At 74.2% G+C, this 19,974-nt stretch carries 16 protein-coding genes; 10 read left to right on the top strand and 6 right to left on the bottom strand.

Features of this window, described 5'->3' with window-relative positions; genetic code table 11:
- Positions 1-8: 8 nt before the first annotated feature.
- The 4 genes from O7618_RS31200 to lysX all read right to left on the bottom strand — a co-directional run bounded on the left by O7618_RS31200 (position 9) and on the right by lysX (position 6,148).
- On the bottom strand, positions 9-1,433 hold the full coding sequence (locus O7618_RS31200; RefSeq protein WP_278109711.1) for a carbohydrate-binding protein: 1,425 nt from the start codon (positions 1,431-1,433) through the stop codon (positions 9-11).
- Between the two features lie 75 nt (positions 1,434-1,508).
- The gene (locus O7618_RS31195) at positions 1,509-2,252 is read right to left on the bottom strand and encodes a membrane protein insertase YidC (protein ID WP_278109710.1); all 744 of its coding nucleotides are present in this window, start codon (positions 2,250-2,252) and stop codon (positions 1,509-1,511) included.
- Positions 2,253-2,415: 163 nt separating this feature from the next.
- The gene (locus O7618_RS31190; RefSeq protein ID WP_278110220.1) at positions 2,416-2,691 is read right to left on the bottom strand and encodes a DUF6412 domain-containing protein; all 276 of its coding nucleotides are present in this window, start codon (positions 2,689-2,691) and stop codon (positions 2,416-2,418) included.
- 148 nt (positions 2,692-2,839) lie between these two features.
- On the bottom strand, positions 2,840-6,148 hold the full coding sequence (lysX, locus tag O7618_RS31185; protein ID WP_278109709.1) for a bifunctional lysylphosphatidylglycerol synthetase/lysine--tRNA ligase LysX: 3,309 nt from the start codon (positions 6,146-6,148) through the stop codon (positions 2,840-2,842).
- Between the two features lie 212 nt (positions 6,149-6,360).
- On the opposite strand from lysX, the gene O7618_RS31180 reads away from it, so the two are divergent.
- From O7618_RS31180 to O7618_RS31165, 4 genes are all read left to right on the top strand, one after another.
- Entirely contained in the window at positions 6,361-7,509 is a 1,149-nt protein-coding gene (locus O7618_RS31180; protein ID WP_278109708.1) for a glutamate--cysteine ligase, read from the top strand.
- Positions 7,510-7,550: 41 nt separating this feature from the next.
- On the top strand, positions 7,551-8,930 hold the full coding sequence (locus O7618_RS31175; RefSeq protein WP_278109707.1) for an FAD-dependent oxidoreductase: 1,380 nt from the start codon (positions 7,551-7,553) through the stop codon (positions 8,928-8,930).
- A gap of 116 nt (positions 8,931-9,046) precedes the next feature.
- Positions 9,047-9,991 (top strand): hypothetical protein, encoded by a 945-nt coding sequence (locus O7618_RS31170; protein ID WP_278109706.1) that lies wholly within the window; start codon positions 9,047-9,049, stop codon positions 9,989-9,991.
- A gap of 82 nt (positions 9,992-10,073) precedes the next feature.
- Entirely contained in the window at positions 10,074-10,943 is an 870-nt protein-coding gene (locus O7618_RS31165) for an aminoglycoside phosphotransferase family protein (protein WP_278109705.1), read from the top strand.
- A gap of 1 nt (position 10,944) precedes the next feature.
- Here the strand turns inward: O7618_RS31165 and O7618_RS31160 are convergent, their stop codons facing one another.
- Complete coding sequence (locus tag O7618_RS31160; protein ID WP_278109704.1) at positions 10,945-11,754, bottom strand: DNA-formamidopyrimidine glycosylase family protein; 810 nt, start codon at positions 11,752-11,754, stop codon at positions 10,945-10,947.
- A 505-nt stretch (positions 11,755-12,259) separates the two neighbouring features.
- On the opposite strand from O7618_RS31160, the gene O7618_RS31155 reads away from it, so the two are divergent.
- The 5 genes from O7618_RS31155 to rocD all read left to right on the top strand — a co-directional run bounded on the left by O7618_RS31155 (position 12,260) and on the right by rocD (position 17,803).
- Entirely contained in the window at positions 12,260-12,835 is a 576-nt protein-coding gene (locus O7618_RS31155; RefSeq protein WP_278109703.1) for a cellulose binding domain-containing protein, read from the top strand.
- Positions 12,836-12,852: 17 nt separating this feature from the next.
- The gene (locus tag O7618_RS31150) at positions 12,853-14,280 is read left to right on the top strand and encodes an RICIN domain-containing protein (RefSeq protein ID WP_347405434.1); all 1,428 of its coding nucleotides are present in this window, start codon (positions 12,853-12,855) and stop codon (positions 14,278-14,280) included.
- A 250-nt stretch (positions 14,281-14,530) separates the two neighbouring features.
- The gene (locus tag O7618_RS31145; RefSeq protein WP_278109701.1) at positions 14,531-15,301 is read left to right on the top strand and encodes a DMT family transporter; all 771 of its coding nucleotides are present in this window, start codon (positions 14,531-14,533) and stop codon (positions 15,299-15,301) included.
- Between the two features lie 472 nt (positions 15,302-15,773).
- Positions 15,774-16,589 carry a dimethylargininase gene (gene ddaH / locus O7618_RS31140; protein WP_278110219.1) on the top strand — a complete coding sequence of 272 codons (816 nt, stop codon included), beginning with the start codon at positions 15,774-15,776 and terminating at the stop codon, positions 16,587-16,589.
- Positions 16,589-17,803 (top strand): ornithine--oxo-acid transaminase, encoded by a 1,215-nt coding sequence (rocD, locus tag O7618_RS31135; RefSeq protein ID WP_278110218.1) that lies wholly within the window; start codon positions 16,589-16,591, stop codon positions 17,801-17,803. The genes ddaH and rocD overlap by 1 nt, the downstream gene beginning before the upstream one ends.
- Before the next feature lie 60 nt (positions 17,804-17,863).
- On the opposite strand, the gene O7618_RS31130 is transcribed toward rocD, so the two are convergent.
- A complete protein-coding gene (locus tag O7618_RS31130) occupies positions 17,864-19,015 on the bottom strand; it encodes an FHA domain-containing protein (protein WP_278109700.1) in 1,152 nt (383 codons plus the stop codon).
- A gap of 177 nt (positions 19,016-19,192) precedes the next feature.
- On the opposite strand from O7618_RS31130, the gene O7618_RS31125 reads away from it, so the two are divergent.
- Positions 19,193-19,957, top strand: coding sequence for a hypothetical protein (locus O7618_RS31125; protein ID WP_278109699.1), 765 nt, complete (start codon positions 19,193-19,195; stop codon positions 19,955-19,957).
- The last annotated feature ends 17 nt before the right edge of the window (positions 19,958-19,974 follow it).

Raw genomic sequence — 19,974 nt, 5'->3', positions numbered from 1 at the left:
GCGTGGGCTCAGCGGCGGAACGTGAACCAGTTGACGTTGACGAAGTCGGCCGGCTGGCCGCTGCTGAACGTGAGATAGACGGTGTGCCGGCCGGTCACCGCGCCGACGTTGCCGGGCACCGACCGCCAGGTCTGCCAGCCACCGGTGTTGCCGACCGCGAAGCTGCCGATCGGTGTCGCGGTCGGGCTGTCCACCCGCACCTGGACCAGGCCGCTCACCCCGGCCGCCGCGCCGGAGGCGACCCGGGCCACGAAGTCGCGCGGCGGCGTCGAGCCGAAGTCCACGTTGTCGTAGCGGGCCCAGTCGCCGTTGGCCAGCCAGCCGATGTCCTGCCCGCCCTCCGCGCACGTCTCCACCTGCACGCCGTTCTGGGCGTTGAACGACTCGGCCTCGATCGTCGCGTACGCGTTGCGCACGCCGCCCGGCGGCGGCGTGGTCGGCGTCGGTGACGGGTTGCCGCCGCCACCCCGGGAGTAGACCGCGACGTAGTCGACGAGCATGGGCCGACCGGAGACGGTCGACCCGGTCGGCGTGGCCGAACCGGCGACCCCGTTCGGGAAGCCGCCGCCCATCGCCACGTTGAGCAGCAGGAAGTAGCCGGCGTGGCTGGTCATCTGGGTCCAGTACGGCTCACCGACCTGCCCCTGCGTGACGGTGTGGAACTGCTGCCCGTCGACGTACCAGCGCAGTTGCTGAGGGCTGACCGAGGTGTCCCACTCGAACCGGTAGGTGTGGAACGCCGACTGGCAGGTGCTGCCCGGGCAGGCCCGGGACGCGCCGCGGCCGTTGAACTCGTCGCACGGGCCACCGGGCGCGACGCCGCAGTGCAGCACGCCCCACACCGAGTTGATCCCGTTGACGTTCTCCATCACGTCGAACTCGCCGATGCCCGGCCAGTTCTGGTAGTTGCCCCGGTAGGGCGAGCCGAGGGCCCAGAACGCCGGCCAGTAGCCGGCCGCCGCCGCGCCGGTCACGTTGGGCATCTGGATGCGGCCCTCGATCGCCAGCACGCCGCCGCTCGGCGGCTTGAAGTTGCTGCGTACCGTCTCGATCCGGGCCGAGGTCCAGCGGCCGGCGGAGTCCTTCAGCGGGGTGATGCGCAGGTTGCCGGCGCCGTCCTGGGCCAGGTTGGCGGTGCTGGAGGTGTAGGTCTGGATCTCGCCGGTGCCCCAGTTGGCCGGGCCGCCGGGATAGCTGGTGCCGGTGTCGACGATCCAGTTGGCCGACGAGGGCAGCGTGCCGGCCGCGCCGGTGAAGTCGTCGCTCCACACCAGGCTCCACCCGCTGGGCGGGGCGGGGACGGCCGCCTGCGCGGTCATCGAGACGCCGGCGAGCACTGTGGTGGTGGCGAGCACGGCCGCGGCCAGGCGGAGGCGGCGGCGGGACCGGGACGTGGTGGTGGGGGCGACCGCAGCCGCCGGGATCGGGTTCATTCGGGTGCCTCTCTGCGGGGATGGGGCGGAGAGCGCTCTCTGAGAGCGATTTCTACGCGCCCGTCCCCACATTTGTCAACGCTTGTCGATGGCTACCGGCTGCGGACGACGCAGCACGCCCTGCTCCAACGCGGTCCATGCGGTGGTGGTGACCAGATAGAGCACCGCCGCGAGTGGCACCACGAGCGCCACCAGCACGGTCCCGAACGGCAGCAACGGCAGCAGCCGGCCCAGCACCGCCGCGCCCGGACCGTTGGCCGGCGCGCCGCCGACCGTGCCGGTGGCCGCCGCCAGCCGGCGCGCCCGCCGCGACGACCACCAGGCCAACGCCAGCAGCGCGGCCAACAGCACCCCGAACACCACCGGCACGCCGCCGGTCAGCCCGTCGCCGAGGTGCCACCCCAGCGGTACGCCGGCCAGCCGCTGCCCCAGCAGTTCCGGCGCGCCGTCCCCGGTCGCGAAGACCCGGTACATGACCAGGAAGAACGGCGCCTGCAACAGCGCCGGCAGGCAACCCGCGACCGGGCTGGCCCCGGCCCGCCGGTAGAGCGCGAACAGCTCGCTCTGCAACGTGGTCGGATCGTCGGCGTACCGGCGCTGGAGTTCCCGCACCTCGGGGGCGAGCGTCGCGCGGCGCCGCTCCCCACGGACCTGGGCCAGCGTGAGCGGCGAGATCAGCAACCGGACCCCGACGGTGAACAGGACGATGGCGGCGGCCGTCGCGGCGGTGCCGGCGAGCGGGACGAGCGCGTCGGCGAGCCAGGTGACGACGGACGCGGCGGCCGAGGCCGCGGAGTGCAGCGGCGCGAAGGCGTACATGGGGAGACCTCTCGGACGATTCCGGATGTCCCGGGCGCGCGACGGCGCGGCGGCGGGACGGATGACGACGGAATCGGCCGCGAGCCACGCGGACGGACGGACGGCACCTCGCGGCGTCGACCGTCGATGCCGGGACACGCCGGCAGCGGTCGGTGGGGCGTGGCTAGACGGCCGAGGGGCGCAGCCCCGGCGCGCGGGGGCGCGGACGGCCCGGCGCGTCCGGATCGACCTGCCGGGGCACCCGGCGGGTCCGGACGCGAGCACGCAGGGAGGCGGCGTGCCGGCTGCCGGGCGGCGTGGGCGCCAGCCGCACCCGCAGCGCCAGCAGCGTGGCCAGCAGCAGGGCGGCGGCGACCGCCGCGCCGGCCAGCAAGCCGGCCGGCCGGTCCGCCAACAGGGCGAGGGCGTACGCCCACGTCCCGGTCACCAGCCCCAGCATGCCCGCCACACGACCACCCTAGAACGTCGTGTCACGCCCGGCCGCCCCGTGACCGCGAACCCGGCGAAGTGGCGGCGTCCACCACACCGAACTGCCGAAACCGGCGCCCGCCGGGCACGCCGGGTCGGGCTGCGCGGAGAGGAGCGGGTCAGGAGGACTCGCGGACCAGCGGGAAGGGCAGCGTCTCCCGGATCGAGCGGCCGGTCAGCAGCATCACCAGGCGGTCCACGCCGAGCCCCAGCCCGCCGGTCGGCGGCATCGCGTACTCCAGCGCGGTGAGGAAGTCCTCGTCCAACTCCATCGCCTCCGCGTCACCGCCGGCCGCCTGCAACGACTGCGCGGTGAGCCGCCGCCGCTGCTCGGTCGGGTCGACCAGCTCGGTGTAGGCGGTGCCCAGCTCCATGCCGTACGCCACCAGGTCCCAGCGCTCGGCCAGCAGCGGGTCGCGCCGGTGCTGGCGGGTCAGCGGGGAGACCTCGGTCGGGAAGTCCAGATAGAACGTGGGCGCCTCGGTGCGCGCCTCCACCAACCGCTCGTACAGCTCCAGCAGCACCGCGCCCGCCGTCCAGCGCGGGTCGTACGGCACCCCGGCCGCGTCGCAGTGCTTGCGCAAGGTCGCCAGGTCGGTGTCGGCGGTGAGCTCCTCGCCCAGCGCGGCCGAGACCGCCTGGTGCACCGTGACCGCCCGCCACTCGCCACCCAGGTCGACCAGCTCGCCGCCGGGCCGGCGGGCCACCGGCTCGCCGTGCACCGCGCCGGCCGCCGCCACGATCAGCTCCCGGGCCAGCTCGCGCATGTCGTGGTAGTCGGCGTACGCCTGGTATGCCTCCAGCACCGTGAACTCCGGGTTGTGGGTGGCGTCCACGCCCTCGTTGCGGAACGCCCGGCCCAGCTCGTAGACCCGCTCGATGCCGCCCACCGCGAGCCGCTTCAGATACAGCTCCGGCGCGATGCGCAGACTCAGCCGCAGGTCGTACGCGTTGATGTGGGTGACGAACGGGCGGGCGTTCGCGCCGCCGTGCACCCGTTGCAGGATCGGCGTCTCCACCTCCAGGAACTCCCGCCCGGCCAGCCCGGCGCGCAGGCTGTGCAGCGTCGCGCCGCGCGCCCGCAGCATCTCCCGCGCCGCCGGGTCCAGCGCCAGGTCGAGGTAGCGCTGCCGGACCCGCGCCTCCGGGTCGGCCAGCCCGTGGTGCTTGTCCGGCAGCGGGCGCAGGCACTTGGCGGTCAGCTCCCAGCTCGCCACCCGCACCGACACCTCGCCGCGCCGCGTCGCGTAGACCTCGCCGGTCGCGCCCACGTGGTCGCCGATGTCGACGCTCGACCGCCAACGGTCCAGGTCGTGCTCCAGCAGGAGCTGGAGGTCGCCGCTGCCGTCGCGCACGGTCACGAAGAGCAGCCGGCCGTGGTCGCGGACCAGCAGCACCCGGCCGGCCACCGCCACCGTCTCGCCGGCGCCGGTGTCCGGGGCCAGCCCGGCGTGCCGCTGGCGCACCGCCGCGCAGCTCGTCGTGCGCGGGTAGCCCACCGGGTAGGGGTCGACGCCCTCGGCCCGCAGCCGGTCGAGCTTCGCCAGTCGTACCCGGATCTGCTCCGGGCGGCGCGCGGGCGGCTCCGGCGGGACGGCCCGGACCGCGGCGGCGGCCGGCGGCACGTAGCCGACCCCGCCGCCGGCCGGCGGCACCCCGTGCAGCGGGGTGGGCCGGCCACCGGGCAACGCCAGGAAGCCCTCGGCGGCGGCCGCCGCGAGACCGACCCGGGCCAGCTCCCGGCGCTCGGCGAAGCAGAGGTAACGCGGCGTCCAGTGCGGCTGGTACTTGGCGTTGGAGAGGTAGAGCGACTCCAGTTGCCACCAGCGGGAGAAGAACAGCAGGGTGTGCCGCCACGCGCGGATGACCGGGCCGGCGCCGATCCGCGCACCCTGCTCGAACACCGAGCGGAACGCGGCGAAGTTGAGCGACACCCGGTCGACGCCGAGCCGCGGGCCGGCGGCGAGCAACGCGGCGACCATGAACTCGGTCACCCCGTTGTCGGCGGTCCGGTCCCGGCGCATCAGGTCCAGCGACACCCCGTGCGTGCCCCACGGGCTGAACGACAGCAGCCCGCGCACCCGGCCCTCGCGGTCGTGCGCCTCGACCAGCACGCAGTCGCCGTCGGCCGGGTCGCCGAGGCGGCCCAGCGCCATCGAGAAGCCGCGCTCGTGCCCGGTGTCCCGCCACGAGGTGGCCAGCGCCGCCACCTGGGCCAGCTCCTCCGGCGGGATCTCGGCGTGCCGGCGGACCAGCGCGGTGTAGCCGGCCCGCTCGACCCGGTGCACCGCCTGGCGGACCGGCCGCATGTCCCGCCCGTCCAGGTCGAACTCCCGGGTCAGCAGGATCGCCTCGTCGCCGAGCTGGAGCACCTTGAGCCCGTGTCGGCGGTAGGCCCGCGCGCCGGCCTCGCTGGCGCCCAGCACCGCGGGCGTCCACGCGTACGCCCGGGAGTGCTCCAACCACGCCTCGATGGCCGGGCCCCACGCCTCCGGATCGCCGACCGGGTCACCGCTGGCCAGGCTGACGCCGTTGACCACCCGGTAGGTGAGCGCGGCCTTGCCGCTGGCCGAGAAGACGGCCGCCTTGTCCCGCCGGGTGGCGAAGTAGCCGAGCGAGTCCCGCTCGCCGTGCCGGGCCAGCAGCTCCCGGATCCGCTCCTCCTCACCGGTGTGCAGCACCGCGTTGGCCCGCTGCGAACGGACCAGGGTGAACAGGGCGGCCAGGAACGCGGTCGCGCCGAACGCGCCGAGCAGCAGGTTGACCCAGCCGGGCGCCTGCCCGCGCCGGGTCAGGTCCAGCGTGACGGCCCCACCGAAGACCTTCTCCACCGCGTAGCCGAGCCGGTCGGACCAGGTGTGCAGGCTGCCCGGCTCGACCAGGAGCAGCAGGTAGCCCAGGCCGACGAAGGCGGCGGCCAGGCCGGCGAGCACGCCCAGCGCCCGCCAGGTGCTGCCGGGCCGGACCCGGGCGTAGAACTCCCGCCGGGCGGCGACCAGCAGCGCCACCGCGGCGGCGGCGAACGCGATGCCGACCCAGACGCCGATCGTCTCCAGGGTGCCGAAGAGCCGCTGGCCGGCCGCGTGGTTCAGCTCGTTGGCGCCCACCGTCAGCAGCAGGCCACCGGCCGTCAGCCCGACCACCAGCGTGAGGCTGAAATAGACCAGCAGCACCCACCAGGCCAGCCGCTTGCGCCGCCGGGCCGCGGCGGCCAGCACGCCGAGGAACACCGCGTACGCCAGGTTGGCCGGCGCCGGCACCAGCAGCGCGTCGATCGCGGTGCGGACCGGTTGCACGTCGGCGGCCACGGCGCTGCTCAGCGCCGCGAGCGCGCAGACCGCCGCGACCACCGCGAGCAGGGTCGCGAAGGCGCGCGGAACCTGCGCGCGGATTCCCGTCACCGTCCGCGACGTGCTGTGGGATGCCACCGTGACCTCCTCCGGCACCGGCGGCGGCCCGCCGGGCCGGCTCATCGTAGACCCGGATTCCCGTGGCGCGGCGGCCCTCGGGGGCGTCCTGACGGCGACCCGGACGGGCGAATCGGGCCGACACGCCGTCCGGCGCGTTTCCCGGCACCGACACGGTGGGTAACAGGGCGTCGACCAGGCGGCACGGTGCCGCGACCGGTCCGGAGGAGACGGTGGTGACCATGGGCGGCTCAGTGGCGGAGCAGGAACGGAACGCCGCGCCGGGCGGGACGGACCTGCTGACGGTCGGCGTCGAGGAGGAGTTCCTGCTCGCCGACCCGCACACCGGCACCGCCGTGCCCGCCGTCGAACTGGTGATGGAGCAGGTGCCGGCCGAGCTGCGGGGGCAGGTGGAACGCGAGTTCCAGACCAGCCAGATCGAGATCGGCAGCCCGCCGGGGCTGGAGCTGTCCTCGATCCGGCACTCGCTGGGCATGCTCCGCGCCGAGCTGTCCGATGCGGCCGAACGGGCCGGGGTACGGCTGCTGGCGATCGGCACCGGCCCGATCGACGGGCCGGTCCCGCCGGTGGTGGACAAGCCCCGCTTCGACCGGATGATCGAGCGGTTCCGGCTGCTGGTGCCGGGCCCCGGCAACAACGGCATGCACGTGCACGTCGGCGTGCCCGACCCGGACACCGGCGTGCAGGTGCTCAACCACGTCCGGCCCTGGCTGCCGATCCTCCAGGCGGTCACCGTCAACTCCCCGTTCGCGCGGGGCGCGGACACCGGCTACGCGAGCTGGCGCTCGATCGAGTGGGAACGCTGGCCGTCCGTCGCGCCCACCCCCTACCTGGAGTCGCACGAGCACTACCAGCGGCTGATCCGGCAGCTCATCGCCAGCGGCGTGATGCTCGACGAGGGAATGCTCTACTGGTACGCCCGGCTCTCCGCCAAGTACCCGACCGTCGAGATCAGGATCGGTGACGTCTGCCCGGCCGTGGACGACGCGGTGCTGGTGGCCGCGCTGGTGCGCGGGCTCGTCGCGACCGCGCTGACCGACATCGCTGCCGGAAGGCCGGCCGTCAACACCGACCACCACCTGCTGGTCGCGGCGCACTGGCGGGCCGCCCACGACGGGCTGGAGGGCCAGGGCGTCGACCTGCACGACGGCGAGCTGCGCCCGGCCTGGGAGTTGCTGGACCGGCTCGTCGAGCGGCTCCGGCCGGAGCTGGACCGGCACGGCGACCTCGACCGGGTGACCGATCTGCTGGGCGGGCTGCGCCGGCACGGCAGCGGCGCGGCGCGGCAGCGGGCGGTGTTCGAGCGCACCGGCAAGCTGGTCGACGTGGTCGCCGACGTGGCCCGGCAGACCCGTGGCTGAGCCGCCCCGCGACGAGCGGGCGGCGTGACAGGATGAGCGGCGTGGCGGAGCGGATGATCGTCATCGGCGGGGACGCCGCCGGCATGTCGGCGGCCTCCCAGGCACGGCGGCGCCGGGGCCGGGCCGAGCTGGAGATCGTCGCGTTCGAGCGGGGGCACTTCACGTCCTACTCGGCGTGCGGCATCCCCTACTGGATCAGCGGCCTGGTGCCGGAACGCGACCAGCTCGTCGCCCGGACCCCGGACGCGTTCCGCGACGAGTACGACATCGACGTCCGGACCCGCCACGAGGTCACCGCCATCGACCTGGACCGCCGCGAGGTCGTCGCCCGGGACCTGGCCGGCGGCGGCGAGGTCCGCGCCGGCTTCGACACCCTGGTGTACGCCACCGGCGCCACCCCGGTGCAGCCGGAGTGGGCACGCGCGGAGGTGGCCGGCGTGTTCGGCGTGCAGACGCTCGACGACGGCGCCGCGCTGCTCGACTGGCTGGAACGCGAGCCCCGGCCCCGGCACGCGGTGGTGGTCGGCGGCGGCTATGTCGGCGTGGAGATGGCCGAGGCGCTGGTGCAGCGCGGGCTCACGGTCCAACTGGTCGAGCAGGCCGCGCAGCCGATGGCCACCGTCGACCCGGACATGGGCGAGCTGGTGGCCGAGGCGATGCGCGGGGTCGGCATCAGCATCCGCACCGGCATGACGGTCACCGACCTCACCGAACGCGACGGCCGGATCGCCGCGGTGGTCACCGACGAGGGACCGATCCCGGCCGACGTCGTGGTGCTGGGCCTCGGCGTACGCCCCAACACCGCGCTCGCCGAGGCCGCCGGCCTGCCGCTCGGGCCGTCCGGCGGGATCCGGGTGGACCGCCGGATGCGGGTGCCCGGGGTGCCCGGGGTGTGGGCGGCCGGCGACTGCGTGGAGTCGTTGCACCGGGTCAGCGGCATGCCGGTGCACGTCCCGCTCGGCACGCACGCCAACAAGCAGGGCCGGGTCGCCGGGATCAACATCGGCGGCGGCTACGCCACCTTCCCCGGCGTGGTCGGCACCGCCGTCACCAAGGTCTGCGAGCTGGAGGTGGGGCGCACCGGGCTGCGGGAGCGCGACGCCACCGAGGCCGGCTTCGAGTTCGTCACGGTGACCGCCGAGTCGACGAACCGGGCCGGTTACTACCCGGGTGCCCGGCAGATGACCGTGAAACTGATCGCCGAGCGGCCCAGCGGGCGGCTGCTGGGCGCGCAGATCGTCGGCTGGTCCGAGGCGGCCAAGCGGATCGACGCGCTGGCCGTGGCGCTGTGGAACGGCATGACCGTGGACGAGATGACCGCGCTCGACCTGGGTTACGCGCCCCCGTACGCCCCGGTCTGGGATCCGGTGCTGATCGCCGCCCGCAAGGCCGTCGACGCCCTCGCCGGCACCGGCAGGTAAGGCGGGGCCCCCTCTTAACGCTTTCCGCATAGGCGGGGCCCCTTCTTAACGCCCCGCCAGCCGCCGTCCCGGGGCGGACGTCTCACGCCGGAGCACTGTGGACTTGACTGGTGCGGATGCCCGGGAACGACGCGTCGCGGTTGGAATGGTTGCTGTTCGGGCAGGCCGGGGTGCTCACCTGGGCCCAGGCGACAGCCGAGCTCACCCCCGGCCGGGTCCGTCACCTGGTGGCCGGCGGCCGCTGGCACCGGGTGTGCCGCGGCATTCTGCGAGCCGCGCCGGACGGGCCGTACACCAGGGAACAGCAGTGGTGGGTCGCGGTGCTGGCGGCGGGCGACGGCGCGGTGCTCGCCGGGCTGGCCGCCGCTCGGGCCGGCGGGCTGCGCGTGAACTGGGAACACGAGGTGGTGGATGTCCTACTGCCGCACGAACGGCACGCCCCCGACCTACTGCGCCGGCTGCCGCTGGGTCTGCCCGCGGTGCGGGTCCACCGGGTCCGTCATCTGGCCCCGGCCGACCGCCAGCGGGGCCGACCGGACCGCACCGGGATGGCGCGTTCGCTGGTGGACGCGGCGGGTTGGGCACGTACCGACGACGAGGCGCAGATGATCGTGGCGGCCGGCTGCCAGCAGCGACGGGCGACTCCGGCGGAGCTCGGCGCGGTGCTGGACCGGCTACCCCGCGCCCGACGGCGGCGCCTGATCCGGCAGACGCTGGGGGACGTGGCCGGTGGTGCGGAGGCGCTGTCCGAGATCGACCTGTTTCGGCTCTGCCGCCGCCATGGGCTGCCGCTCCCTGACGGTCAGGAACGCCGACGGGACGCCGACGGCCGGCAGCGTTACCTCGATGCCTACTGGCGGCGCTGGCGGCGGCACGTGGAGGTGGACGGCGGGCACCACATGGAGGCCCGCCACTGGGCCGCGGACCTGCGCCGGCAGAACCGGGTCTGGATCGTGGGCGATCGCATCCTGCGGTTCACCGCGTTCGACGTGCGACACCGGCCGGCCGACGTGGTCGCGCAGCTCCGCGCCGCCCTGTCCGCCGCCGGCTGGGTTCCCTGAACATCTTTTGGGTGCGGTCGTTGTCGCCGGGGCAACAACAACCGCACCCAAAGTGGGTGGCGGGCTCGGGCAGGATGGGCGGATGCGAATTCCGGACGGGTTGCGGTGGGTCGAGCGGGCGCCGGGCGGGCGGGCGTGGCTGGCGGAGCTGCCCGACCGGCTGGCCGAGTGTGTCGCGCGGTGGGAGTTGACCGCCGTCGGGCCGCCGTTCGACTACGCGTTCGCCTCGCTGGCCCTGCCGGCGAAGCTGCCGGACGGGACGCGGGCGGTGCTGAAGCTGCAGTACCCGGACGACGACAGCGTCCACGAGGCGACCGCGCTGGCGCACTGGGCCGGTCGGGGCGCGATCCGGTTGCTCGCCCACGACGCCGGGCACCGCGCGCTGCTGGTCGAACGCTGCGACCCGGGTACCCCGCTGCACGCGTTGCCGGCCGACGCCGCGCTCGACTCGGCGGTCGGACTGCTGCCCCGGCTCGGGGTGCCGGCCGGCCCGCCGTTCACGCCGCTCGCCGAGGAGGCGGCCGGCTGGGCGGAGCGGATGCCGGGCAACTGGCAGCGGGCCAACCGCCCGTACGAGCGGCGGCTGCTCGACGCCGCCCTCGGGTTCCTCGCCGACCTGGTGCCGAGCCAGGGCGAGCAGGTGCTGGTCAACCAGGACCTGCACGCCGGCAACGTGCTCGCGGCCGACCGTGAGCCGTGGCTGGTCATCGACCCGAAGCCGCTGGTCGGCGAGCGGGAGTTCGCGGTCGTTCCGCTGGTGCGCGGTGCGGAGTTGGGGCACTCCCCGGCGGCGGTGCGGCACCGGCTCGACCGGCTCAGCGCCGAACTGGGCCTGGACCGGGAGCGGGTGCGCGGCTGGGCGATCGGGCAGACGCTGGCCTGGAGCGTCGGCGGCGACCAGGTCTTCCCCGGCAACGTCGCGACGGCCCGCTGGCTGCTCGACGAGGCGTGACTCAGCCGGCCTGGCAGGTGGGACACCAGTAGAGGTTGCGTCCGGCCAGCACACCCCGGCTCACCTCACTGCCGCAGACGTGGCAGGGTGCACCGGGGCGGCGGTAGACGTACACCTCGCCGCCGTGCCGGTCGACGCGCGGCGCCCGGCCGGTCGCCTCGGGCAGGTCCGCGTCGCGGACGGTGTCGATCCGGCCGCGCTCGACCGCGACGGTCATCAGGGCGACCAGGTCGGCCCAGATCTCCGCCCAGCCGGCCGGGGTCAGCTCCCGGCCGGGCAGCAGCGGCGGCAACCCGGCCCGGAACAGCGCCTCGGTCACGAAGATCAGCCCGGTGCCGGCGACCACCGACTGGTCGAGCAGCAGCGCGGCGAGCGGGGTGGGGCTGCGCCGGATCCGGGCGTACGCCCGGTCCGGGTCGGCGTCGGTGCGCAGCGGGTCGGGGCCGAGCCGGCCGCGCAGCGCCGCCACCTCGGGCGGGGTGAGCAGCTCGCAGGCGGTGGGGCCGCGCAGCTCCAGCCAGTTGCGGTCGCTGTGCAGGCGCAGCCGCACCTGGCCGACCGGGTCCGGCGGCTCCCCCGGCCCGTCGGCGAACTTTCCGTAGAGCCCGAGGTGCACGTGCAGGGTCAGCTCGCCGGCGTAGTGGTGCAGCAGGTGCTTGCCGTACGCCTCGGTGCCGTCCAGGACGGTGCCGGTGAGCCGCGCCGCGCCCTCGGCGAAACGCCCCTGCGGGCTGTCCGCGTGCACCTTGTCACCGGCGAACAGCTCGGCGTGGCGGGTCGCGAGGCGGTGGATGCTGTGTCCCTCTGGCACGGGTGCCAAGGGTAGCCAGCCCCGCTCACCTCCGCCGGCTGGCCGCCGCCGGGTCGACAGCGTCACGGCGGACCTCTCCGCCCAGGTCGGGATCAGGTCACCGAGGCCCGTGACCGCACCACGGGACGTCGTTGAATCGATGCCTGTCGACTGAGAGACTGTCTCCGCTCGTGCTCGGGAGCCGGTGCGAGCCGTTCGATCCCAACGGGAGCGAGACGCGCGGGGGACACACCACCCCGGCGCTGGGCACTCCTCTCCGGCAGTCCGCCGTGCCGCCGTCGCGCCGGCCGGGCGGTTGAACGCCACCCACCGCCGATCGCGCCGCGGGGCCCCCAGCTCAGGAGCGCAGAATGATTCGTACCCTCGGTGCCACTCTGGCCGCCGCCCTCACCCTCGCCGGCCTCGCCGCCCCCGCCGGAGCCGCTCGGTCGCCAGTCGCCCCGCCGCGACGCCTTCACCCGGTCCTACGCTGACGTGCCCGCCGGCGCTGCCGGTCAGCGGCCAGGTGACCGGGACCACCGCCACCAGCCTCACCGTCACCTACTGGATGCTGCTCAGTCCGCCCTGCGGCTACGACCCGCCGATGGTCGTCACCCTCTTCGCCAGCCGCGAGGACGCCACCGGGTGGCGCGACCCGGTGGCCGAGGCCGTCTCGAAGGCGGAGCGCTCCGGGACGGTGACCGTCGAGGGGCTGAGGCCCGACACCGACTACTGGTTCCGGTTCAGCGACACCCAGGGGCATCGGGACCCGTACGTCGTCGGCGGCCCGGCTCGGACGCTGTCGACGTGCGCCGCGTCGGCCACCATCGACAGCAGTTGGCGCGGTGGCTTCGTGGCCACGGTCACCGTGCGCAACACCGGCGCGGAGCCGATGCGCGGCTGGCTCGTCTCCTGGCGGTGGTCAGGCGACGAACGCATCCAGTCGATCTGGGGCGGGGTGGCGGAGGGCGCCGGCCAGCAGGTCGTGGTCCACAACGCCTCGTGGAACGAGACGCTGGCGCCGGGCGGCTCGGTGATGTTCGGGCTGCTCGTGGCCGCCTCGGCGACGCCCGGCGGCATCACCCCGGTCTGCGGGCGGTGACCGGGGTGACGAAGCGGATGACCCGCCGCCTGCTGGCGGCGACGACCGCGCTCGTCGCGGCCGTGGCTGGGGTCTGGCCGGCCACCGGCGCGCAGGCGGCACCGGTGACGGTCACCAACGGCACACAGTTCACCGACACCACCGGCGCGGTGGTGCACGCGCACGGCGGCGGCGTCCTCAAGGTCGACAACTACTACTACTGGTTCGGCGAGAACCGCAACCCGGACAACACGTTCCGGGCGGTCTCCGTCTACCGCTCCACCGACCTGCGCACCTGGGAGTTCCGCAACAACGTGCTCACCCGGTCGTCGGCCGCCGAGCTGCAACGGGCCAACATCGAGCGGCCGAAGGTCGTCTACAACGCCGGCACCGGTCGGTTCGTGATGTGGATGCACAAGGAGAACGGATCCGACTACAGCGAGGCGCGGGCTGCCGTCGCCTCGTCGGCCACCGTGGACGGCGCCTACACCTGGCACGGCAGCTTCCGGCCGCTCGGGCAGCACATGTCGCGGGACATCACGCTCTACAACGATAGCGGCACCGCGTACATGATCTCGGCCGCCAACGAGAACCGCGACCTGAACATCTACCGCCTCACCTCGGACTACCTCAACGTGGCCAGCCTGGTGGGCAACTTCTGGGCCGGCGCGACCCGCGAGGCGCCGGCGATGTTCAAGCGAGGCGGCACCTACTTCCTGCTGACGTCGGCAGCGACGGGCTGGAGCCCGAACCAGGCCCGGTACGCTACCGCGCCGAGCGTCTCCGGGCCGTGGAGCGGCTGGACCGACGTGGGCAACGGCACCACGTTCAACTCCCAGCCGGCCTTCGTGCTGCCGGTCCAGGGCACGTCCGCCACCAGCTACCTCTACCTGGGTGACCGGTGGGCGGGCGCCTGGGGCGGCCCGGTCAACGACTCGCAGTACGTGTGGCTGCCGATCGGTTTCCCCACCAGCACGAGCATGAGCCTGACCTGGTACCCGTCGGTCACCGTCGACGTGACCACCGGGGCGGTCACCGGCACCTCGCCCGCCTACTACCGGGTCACCGCCCGGCACAGCGGCCGGGTGCTGGACGTGATCGGCAACTCCACGGCCAACAACGCCGAGGTCAAGCAGTGGGCGTGGAACGGCGGCGGGAACCAGCGGTGGGAGTTCCAGGACGCCGGCGGCGGCTGGTACCGCCTCGTCAACGCCACGAGCGGCAAGTGTCTCGACGTCGCCGACGCGTCCACCGCCGACGGCGCCAACATCATCCACTACACCTGCGGCAGCGGCGCCAACCAGCAGTGGCAGTGGGCCGCGACCGGCGACTGGTTCCAGCTCCGGGCCCGGCACAGCCGCAAGTGCCTGGACGTGGTCAACGCCGGCACCGGCGACGGCGCGGACGTCCAGCAGTACAGCTGCGGCGGCGGCACCAACCAGCAGTGGTCGCGGACCCCGTCCTGACGACGGTGCCGCCCGGTGACGGAACCGCGCCCGCCCGCCGGGTGGTCCGGTTCCGTCACCGGGTGTCGATTGACGCACGCCTGGGTACCTCCTCTCTGTCATGCGCGGCCTCCGCGCCTGCATCAGGAGGTGCCAGGTGAACATCTTGTCCCGCCGGAAGTCTCCGGCGCGCAGTACCGATACGAACGGTGACGGTGTCGTAGACGCCCGCGACGAGAGTCCGGTCGCGGACGACAGGGCCGGCCAACCGGTGGTCACCGACCGCGACGCGGCTCGGACCACGTACCGCAGCGACGCGACCGCCACGGAAGCGGAACGGGCCGCCGACACCGAGCGGGTCGACGAGACCGCGCGGGTCGACGAGACCGCGCGGGTCACCGACGACGGGCGGGCTCCGGCGAGCGGCGAGGCCGGTCCGGTCGGCGCCGGGCACGTGGAGACCGCGCCACGGACGGGCGAGGCGGAGCGGCGGGCGGCACAGCGGGCCGCTGCGGCCCGGGCGGCGACCAGCCGGCCGTTGGGCCGGGACGCGCGGACCGTCGACCCCGACCCGGCCCGGGAGCAGACCGTCGACCTGAACGGGGACGGCCGACCGGATCGCCCCGTCGACCAGGACCGCGACGGCCACCCGGACCGACCCGTCGACCTGGACCGCGACGGCCGCCCCGATCGGGAACTCGACCCGGAGCTGAGGAAGAAGCCGCGGGCCAGCCTCCTCGCCACGCTCGGTCTGATCGTGTCCGTGGCCGGCGCGCTCTTCGTGCTCTCCGGCACGCTGGCCGGCTACGGCATCGGGCTCGGCGCGGTCGGTGCGGTGCTGGCGGTGCTGGGCCTGATCGCCACCCGTCGCCGGCACGTGGCCGGGAAGACCGACGCGCTGATCGGCATCCTGGTCGGCCTGGCCGCCGTGGTGCTCGGCATCGTGGCGATGACCGGCCAGTTCGACTGGCCGACCACGGACGGCGACTGGGTGGGCCGGTTCCGCGAGTGGCTTGATTCACAGTTTGTCGATCGGTTCTGAGGGCATTTTGGTGATCGCCGGCAGCGACCGGCAGCCCGACAAGCTCCGGTGGTTCACCGGGCAACACCGGTGGTTCACCGGCCGGGCAACACCCTTTTCGGGGGCGGCGATTCGCCGCCCCCGAAGTGTTTCCCCCGACCCGGCCGTCGGGCGACCCCGTCGAGCGGCGCCAGTTCGCCGTGGTGGCGGCAACCGGCCGGTCTTGACACAGCCACTTCCCCGAAGTCGCGATCTCAACTCGTGATCGGCCCACGACCGACGCCCCGGGCACCCGAGAGACGGTGGACTGAGCGTAGGAGCGCGTGGACGCAACGATCCGCCGATTCGATCCCACTAGACGCAACGATCTGCTGCTGGACGCAAGGGCTCACGGTGGAAGGCGACGCCCCCGGCCGCATACGGTTGGAGCACGGCGCCAGCCCGTGGGCCGACCGTGGCCGGGCGCGCCCGACCCTGGGAGCACCACATGACGATGGACGCCACCCGCCAGCGCCTCCTGATGTGCCGGCCGACGTACTTCGCCGTCGACTATGCGATCAACCCGTGGATGGACCCCACCGCCCCGGTCGACCCCGACCTGGCGATCCGGCAGTGGGAGCAGCTCCACCAGACGTACCTCGACCTGGGGCACGAGGTCGAGCTGATCGACCCGGTCGCCGGCCTGCCGGACATGGTCTTCGCGGCCAACGGTGGCACGGTGATCGACGGCAAGGCGATGGCGGTGCAGTTCCGCGACCCGCAGCGCGCCGACGAGGCGCCCGCCTACCGGGCCTGGTTCGAGGCCGCCGGCTTCGAGATGTACGACCCGAAGCACGTCAACGAGGGCGAGGGCGACGTCCTGCTGGTCGGCGACCACCTGCTCGCCGGCACCGGGTTCCGCACCGCGCACGCCTCGCACGCGCAGCTCCAGGAGGTCTTCGGCTATCCGGTGGTCACCATGCAGCTCGTGGACCCCCGCTTCTACCACCTGGACACCGCGCTCACCGTGCTCGACGAGCGCACCGTGGCGTACCTGCCGGAGGCGTTCTCCCCGGGCAGCCGGGCGGTGCTGCGCCGGCTCTTCCCGGACGCGATCCACGCCACCATGGCCGACGCCGAGGTGCTCGGCCTGAACGCGGTGAGCGACGGCCGGCACGTGGTGCTGCCGGCGCAGGCCACCGACCTGGCCGCGAAGCTGCGCGACCGGGGTTACCAGACCATCGGGATCGACCTGTCCGAGCTGCGCAAGGCCGGCGGCGGACCGAAGTGCTGCACGTTGCGACTCCGTCAGGGAAAGGCAATCAAGTGATCATCGACGACATGCTGCGGACGCCCTCCGCGGTCCGGGACGCGGAGCGCCACACGGCGCACAACTACCACCCGCTGCCCGTGGTGATCTCGTCGGCCGAGGGCGCCTGGCTGACCGACGTGGACGGCCGCCGCTACCTGGACTGCCTGGCCGGCTACTCGGCGCTGAACTTCGGCCACCGGCACCCGCAGTTGATCGAGGCCGCGCACGCCCAGCTCGACCGGCTCACGCTGACCAGCCGCGCGTTCATCCACGACCAGTTCGCCGACTTCTGCCGGGAGCTGGCCGCGCTCTGCGGCAAGGAGCTGGTGCTGCCGATGAACACCGGCGCCGAGGCGGTGGAGACCGGCATCAAGGTCGCCCGCAAGTGGGGCTACCAGGTCAAGGGCGTGGCCCCGGGCCAGGCCAACATCGTGGTGGCGGAGGGGAACTTCCACGGCCGCACCACCACCATCGTCAGCTTCTCCACCGACGAGGACGCGCGCGCCGACTTCGGGCCGTACACGCCGGGCTTCACCGTGGTCCCCTACGGCGACCTGGCCGCGCTGACCGCGGCGATCGACGAGAACACGGTGGCGGTGCTGCTGGAGCCGATCCAGGGCGAGCAGGGCGTCGTGGTGCCGCCGGAGGGCTACCTGCCCGGCGTCCGCGAGGTCTGCACCGAGCGGAACGTGCTCTTCATCGCCGACGAGATCCAGTCCGGCCTGGGCCGCACCGGCGCCACGTTCGCCTGTGACCTGGAGGGCGTCGTCCCGGACATGTACCTGCTGGGCAAGGCGCTCGGCGGCGGCATCGTGCCGGTCTCCGCGGTGGCCGCCAACGCCGACGTGCTCGGCGTGCTCAAGCCGGGCCAGCACGGCTCGACGTTCGGCGGCAACCCGCTGGCCTGCGCCGTCGCCACCGAGGTGGTCCGGCTGCTCGCCACCGGCGAGTTCCAGCGCCGCTCGGCCGAGCTGGGCGAGCGGCTGAAGGCCGGCCTGGAGGCGCTGCTCGGCAAGGGCCTCGTCGCCGTCCGGGTCCGCGGCCTCTGGGCCGGCGTCGACATCGACCCGGCGCTGATGAGCGGCCGACAGGCGTGCGAGCGGCTGATGGAGCGGGGTGTGCTGGCCAAGGACACCCACGGCTCGACCATCCGGCTCGCCCCGCCGCTGGTGATCGCCGAGGACGAGATCGACCACGCGGTGGCGCAGCTCGCCGCCGTGCTGGCCGGCTGACCTCCGTACCCGAAAAGGGCGCCGGGACCACGACGGTCCCGGCGCCCTTTCGCGCGTGGGTCAGGGACGCGGCAGCCGCATCGCCATGGTCGGCGCCTCGGCCATCACCGAGTTCGGGGTGTACGTGGCGTCGCTGCTCGTCTCGGCCGCCCGACCGATCTGCACGCCCGGGTAGAGCTCGATCAGGTCACCCTCGCCGAGCGTCCGGGACTGCTGCGGCGGCAGCGGGATCCGCTCCGTCTCGACCATCGACCCGCCCGGCCGTACGCCGGAGCCGTTGGTGCTGGTGTCGGTGACCACCACCTCGCCCGCGCGCCCCAGGTCGAAGCGGACGTGACTGCGGCTGATCCAGCGCCGCGCCTCGTCGTTCAGCCACTGGCCGAGCTGCACCCCGCCGGGAGCGTCCGGTGCCCGGCCGACCGCCACCGGCTCGGTCTCGGTGAGCACGAACCGCTGCCGCACCAACCCGCCGATTCGCACCGCCAGCACCTCGCTGCGCGGGCGCTGACCGGCGTCGGAGAGGCGCGCGCCGTGCCGGGGGCAGGTCGGCGCGCCGGTCCGGAGCGTGGGCGGCGGCTGCTCGGACGGGGCCCGGTCGACCGCGGCCAGGTCGGCGAACGCGCCGCCACCCCCGCCGGCGCCGAAGAGCGCGCAGCCCGGCTCGGGGCAGCGCCACTGCCGGCAGAGCAGCTTCACCCCGGCCGGCGAGCGGCTGCCGCTGGCCGGGTCCTGGCCGCCGCCGACGTGCGCGATGAAGACCGGCCCGCCGGCGCCGGGGACCGGCGCGAGCACCCGGCCGGCCTGGCCGATCCACGGGTACCGGCCGATCAGCCCGTCGAGCCGGGCCCGGGTGAGCACCGGCAGGCCGAGCAGGTCGGCCACCTCCAGCATCCGGTCACCGGGCTGGTCGAGCACCTCGACCAGGCCATCGTCGGCCCAGCGGCGGACCACCATCCGCTCGTTCGAGGTCAGGTCGGCGTCGGAGAGCAGCGCCCGGTGCACGATCGCGTAGACCTGGACGCTGTCCTCGCCGATCTGGCGGGACAGCGCGTCGATCACCATCCCGAGCCGCAACAGGCTGGCCGGTCGCCCACCGTCGAGGTTCTGCCACCGGATCACCTCGGCCAGGTCGACCACGGCCCGCGCCAGCGAGGGGTCGGTGCAGACCCGCCCCTCGATCGCGTCCAGCACCTTGCTGATCTCGAATCTCATGCCGCGCTCCGCACCGTGTCGCGCCCGTCCACCATGCGACGACCCTACCGGCCGCCCCGGCCGCCGGCTTTCCGCGTACGCCGGGAAGGGGCACCCGTCACCGGACGCGCACCGCTACATTGAGCGCCGGTCCGGCCGCCCGGCCGAGCCCCACCCCTCCCGGAGGAATCACCACAGATGACCAGACGACCGCTGGCGACCACGGGGGTCGCGCTCGTCGCGGTGCTCGGCCTCGGCCTGACCGGATGCGCGGACCGGCCCGGCGCGGAGACGTCCGCCGACCGCCCCGCCACGACCACGTCCGCGACCCCGGCGGCGGACGCGGCCGGCGAGCTGACCGCCGCCATCGCCCGGCTCAACGAGCAGAGCATGCGGGTGAAGCTGGAGTCGGCGATGATCACCGCCTCCGGCGTCTCCGATCCGCAGGCCCGCACCATGCAGGCCACCCTGAACCTGCCCGTCTTCGGCAAGGCCAGCACGCTGGTGATCGGGAAGGACACCTGGGTCCGGTTCGACGGCGCGCTCGGCGAGCGGCTCGGCAGCGGCAAGAAGTGGATGCACATGGCGACCGGCAAGGGCATCATGCCGGTCGACGACCCGGGCGGCGTCAAGAAGCTGCTCTCCGCCGTGGTCGACGTGCGGCGTGACGGCGACCGGGGGTTCTCCGGCACGCTCGACTACACGCGCACCGGCGTCGATGCCAAGGCGCTGGCCGCCGCGGGCGACAAGGCCAAGGCGTTGCCGTTCACCGCCGCCGTGGACGCGGAGGGCCGGCTCACCACGTTCACGATGGACATGACGCCGATCAACGCGTCGTACGGCACGATGACCGCCTCCTACTCCGACTTCGGCGCGCCGGTCAAGCTGAGCCGGCCGGCGGCCGGCGACACCGTGGAGGCCCCGGCGGAGATCGCCAAGGCCTTCTCCGGCGCCGGCTCCTGAGCCCACGCCGGGCGGGG

This window comes from Micromonospora sp. WMMD980, from assembly GCF_029626035.1.
In the GTDB taxonomy this organism is placed as follows: domain Bacteria; phylum Actinomycetota; class Actinomycetes; order Mycobacteriales; family Micromonosporaceae; genus Micromonospora.
The sequence above is the reverse complement of the archived record's forward strand: the minus strand, read 5'-3'. Positions and strand labels throughout refer to the sequence as shown.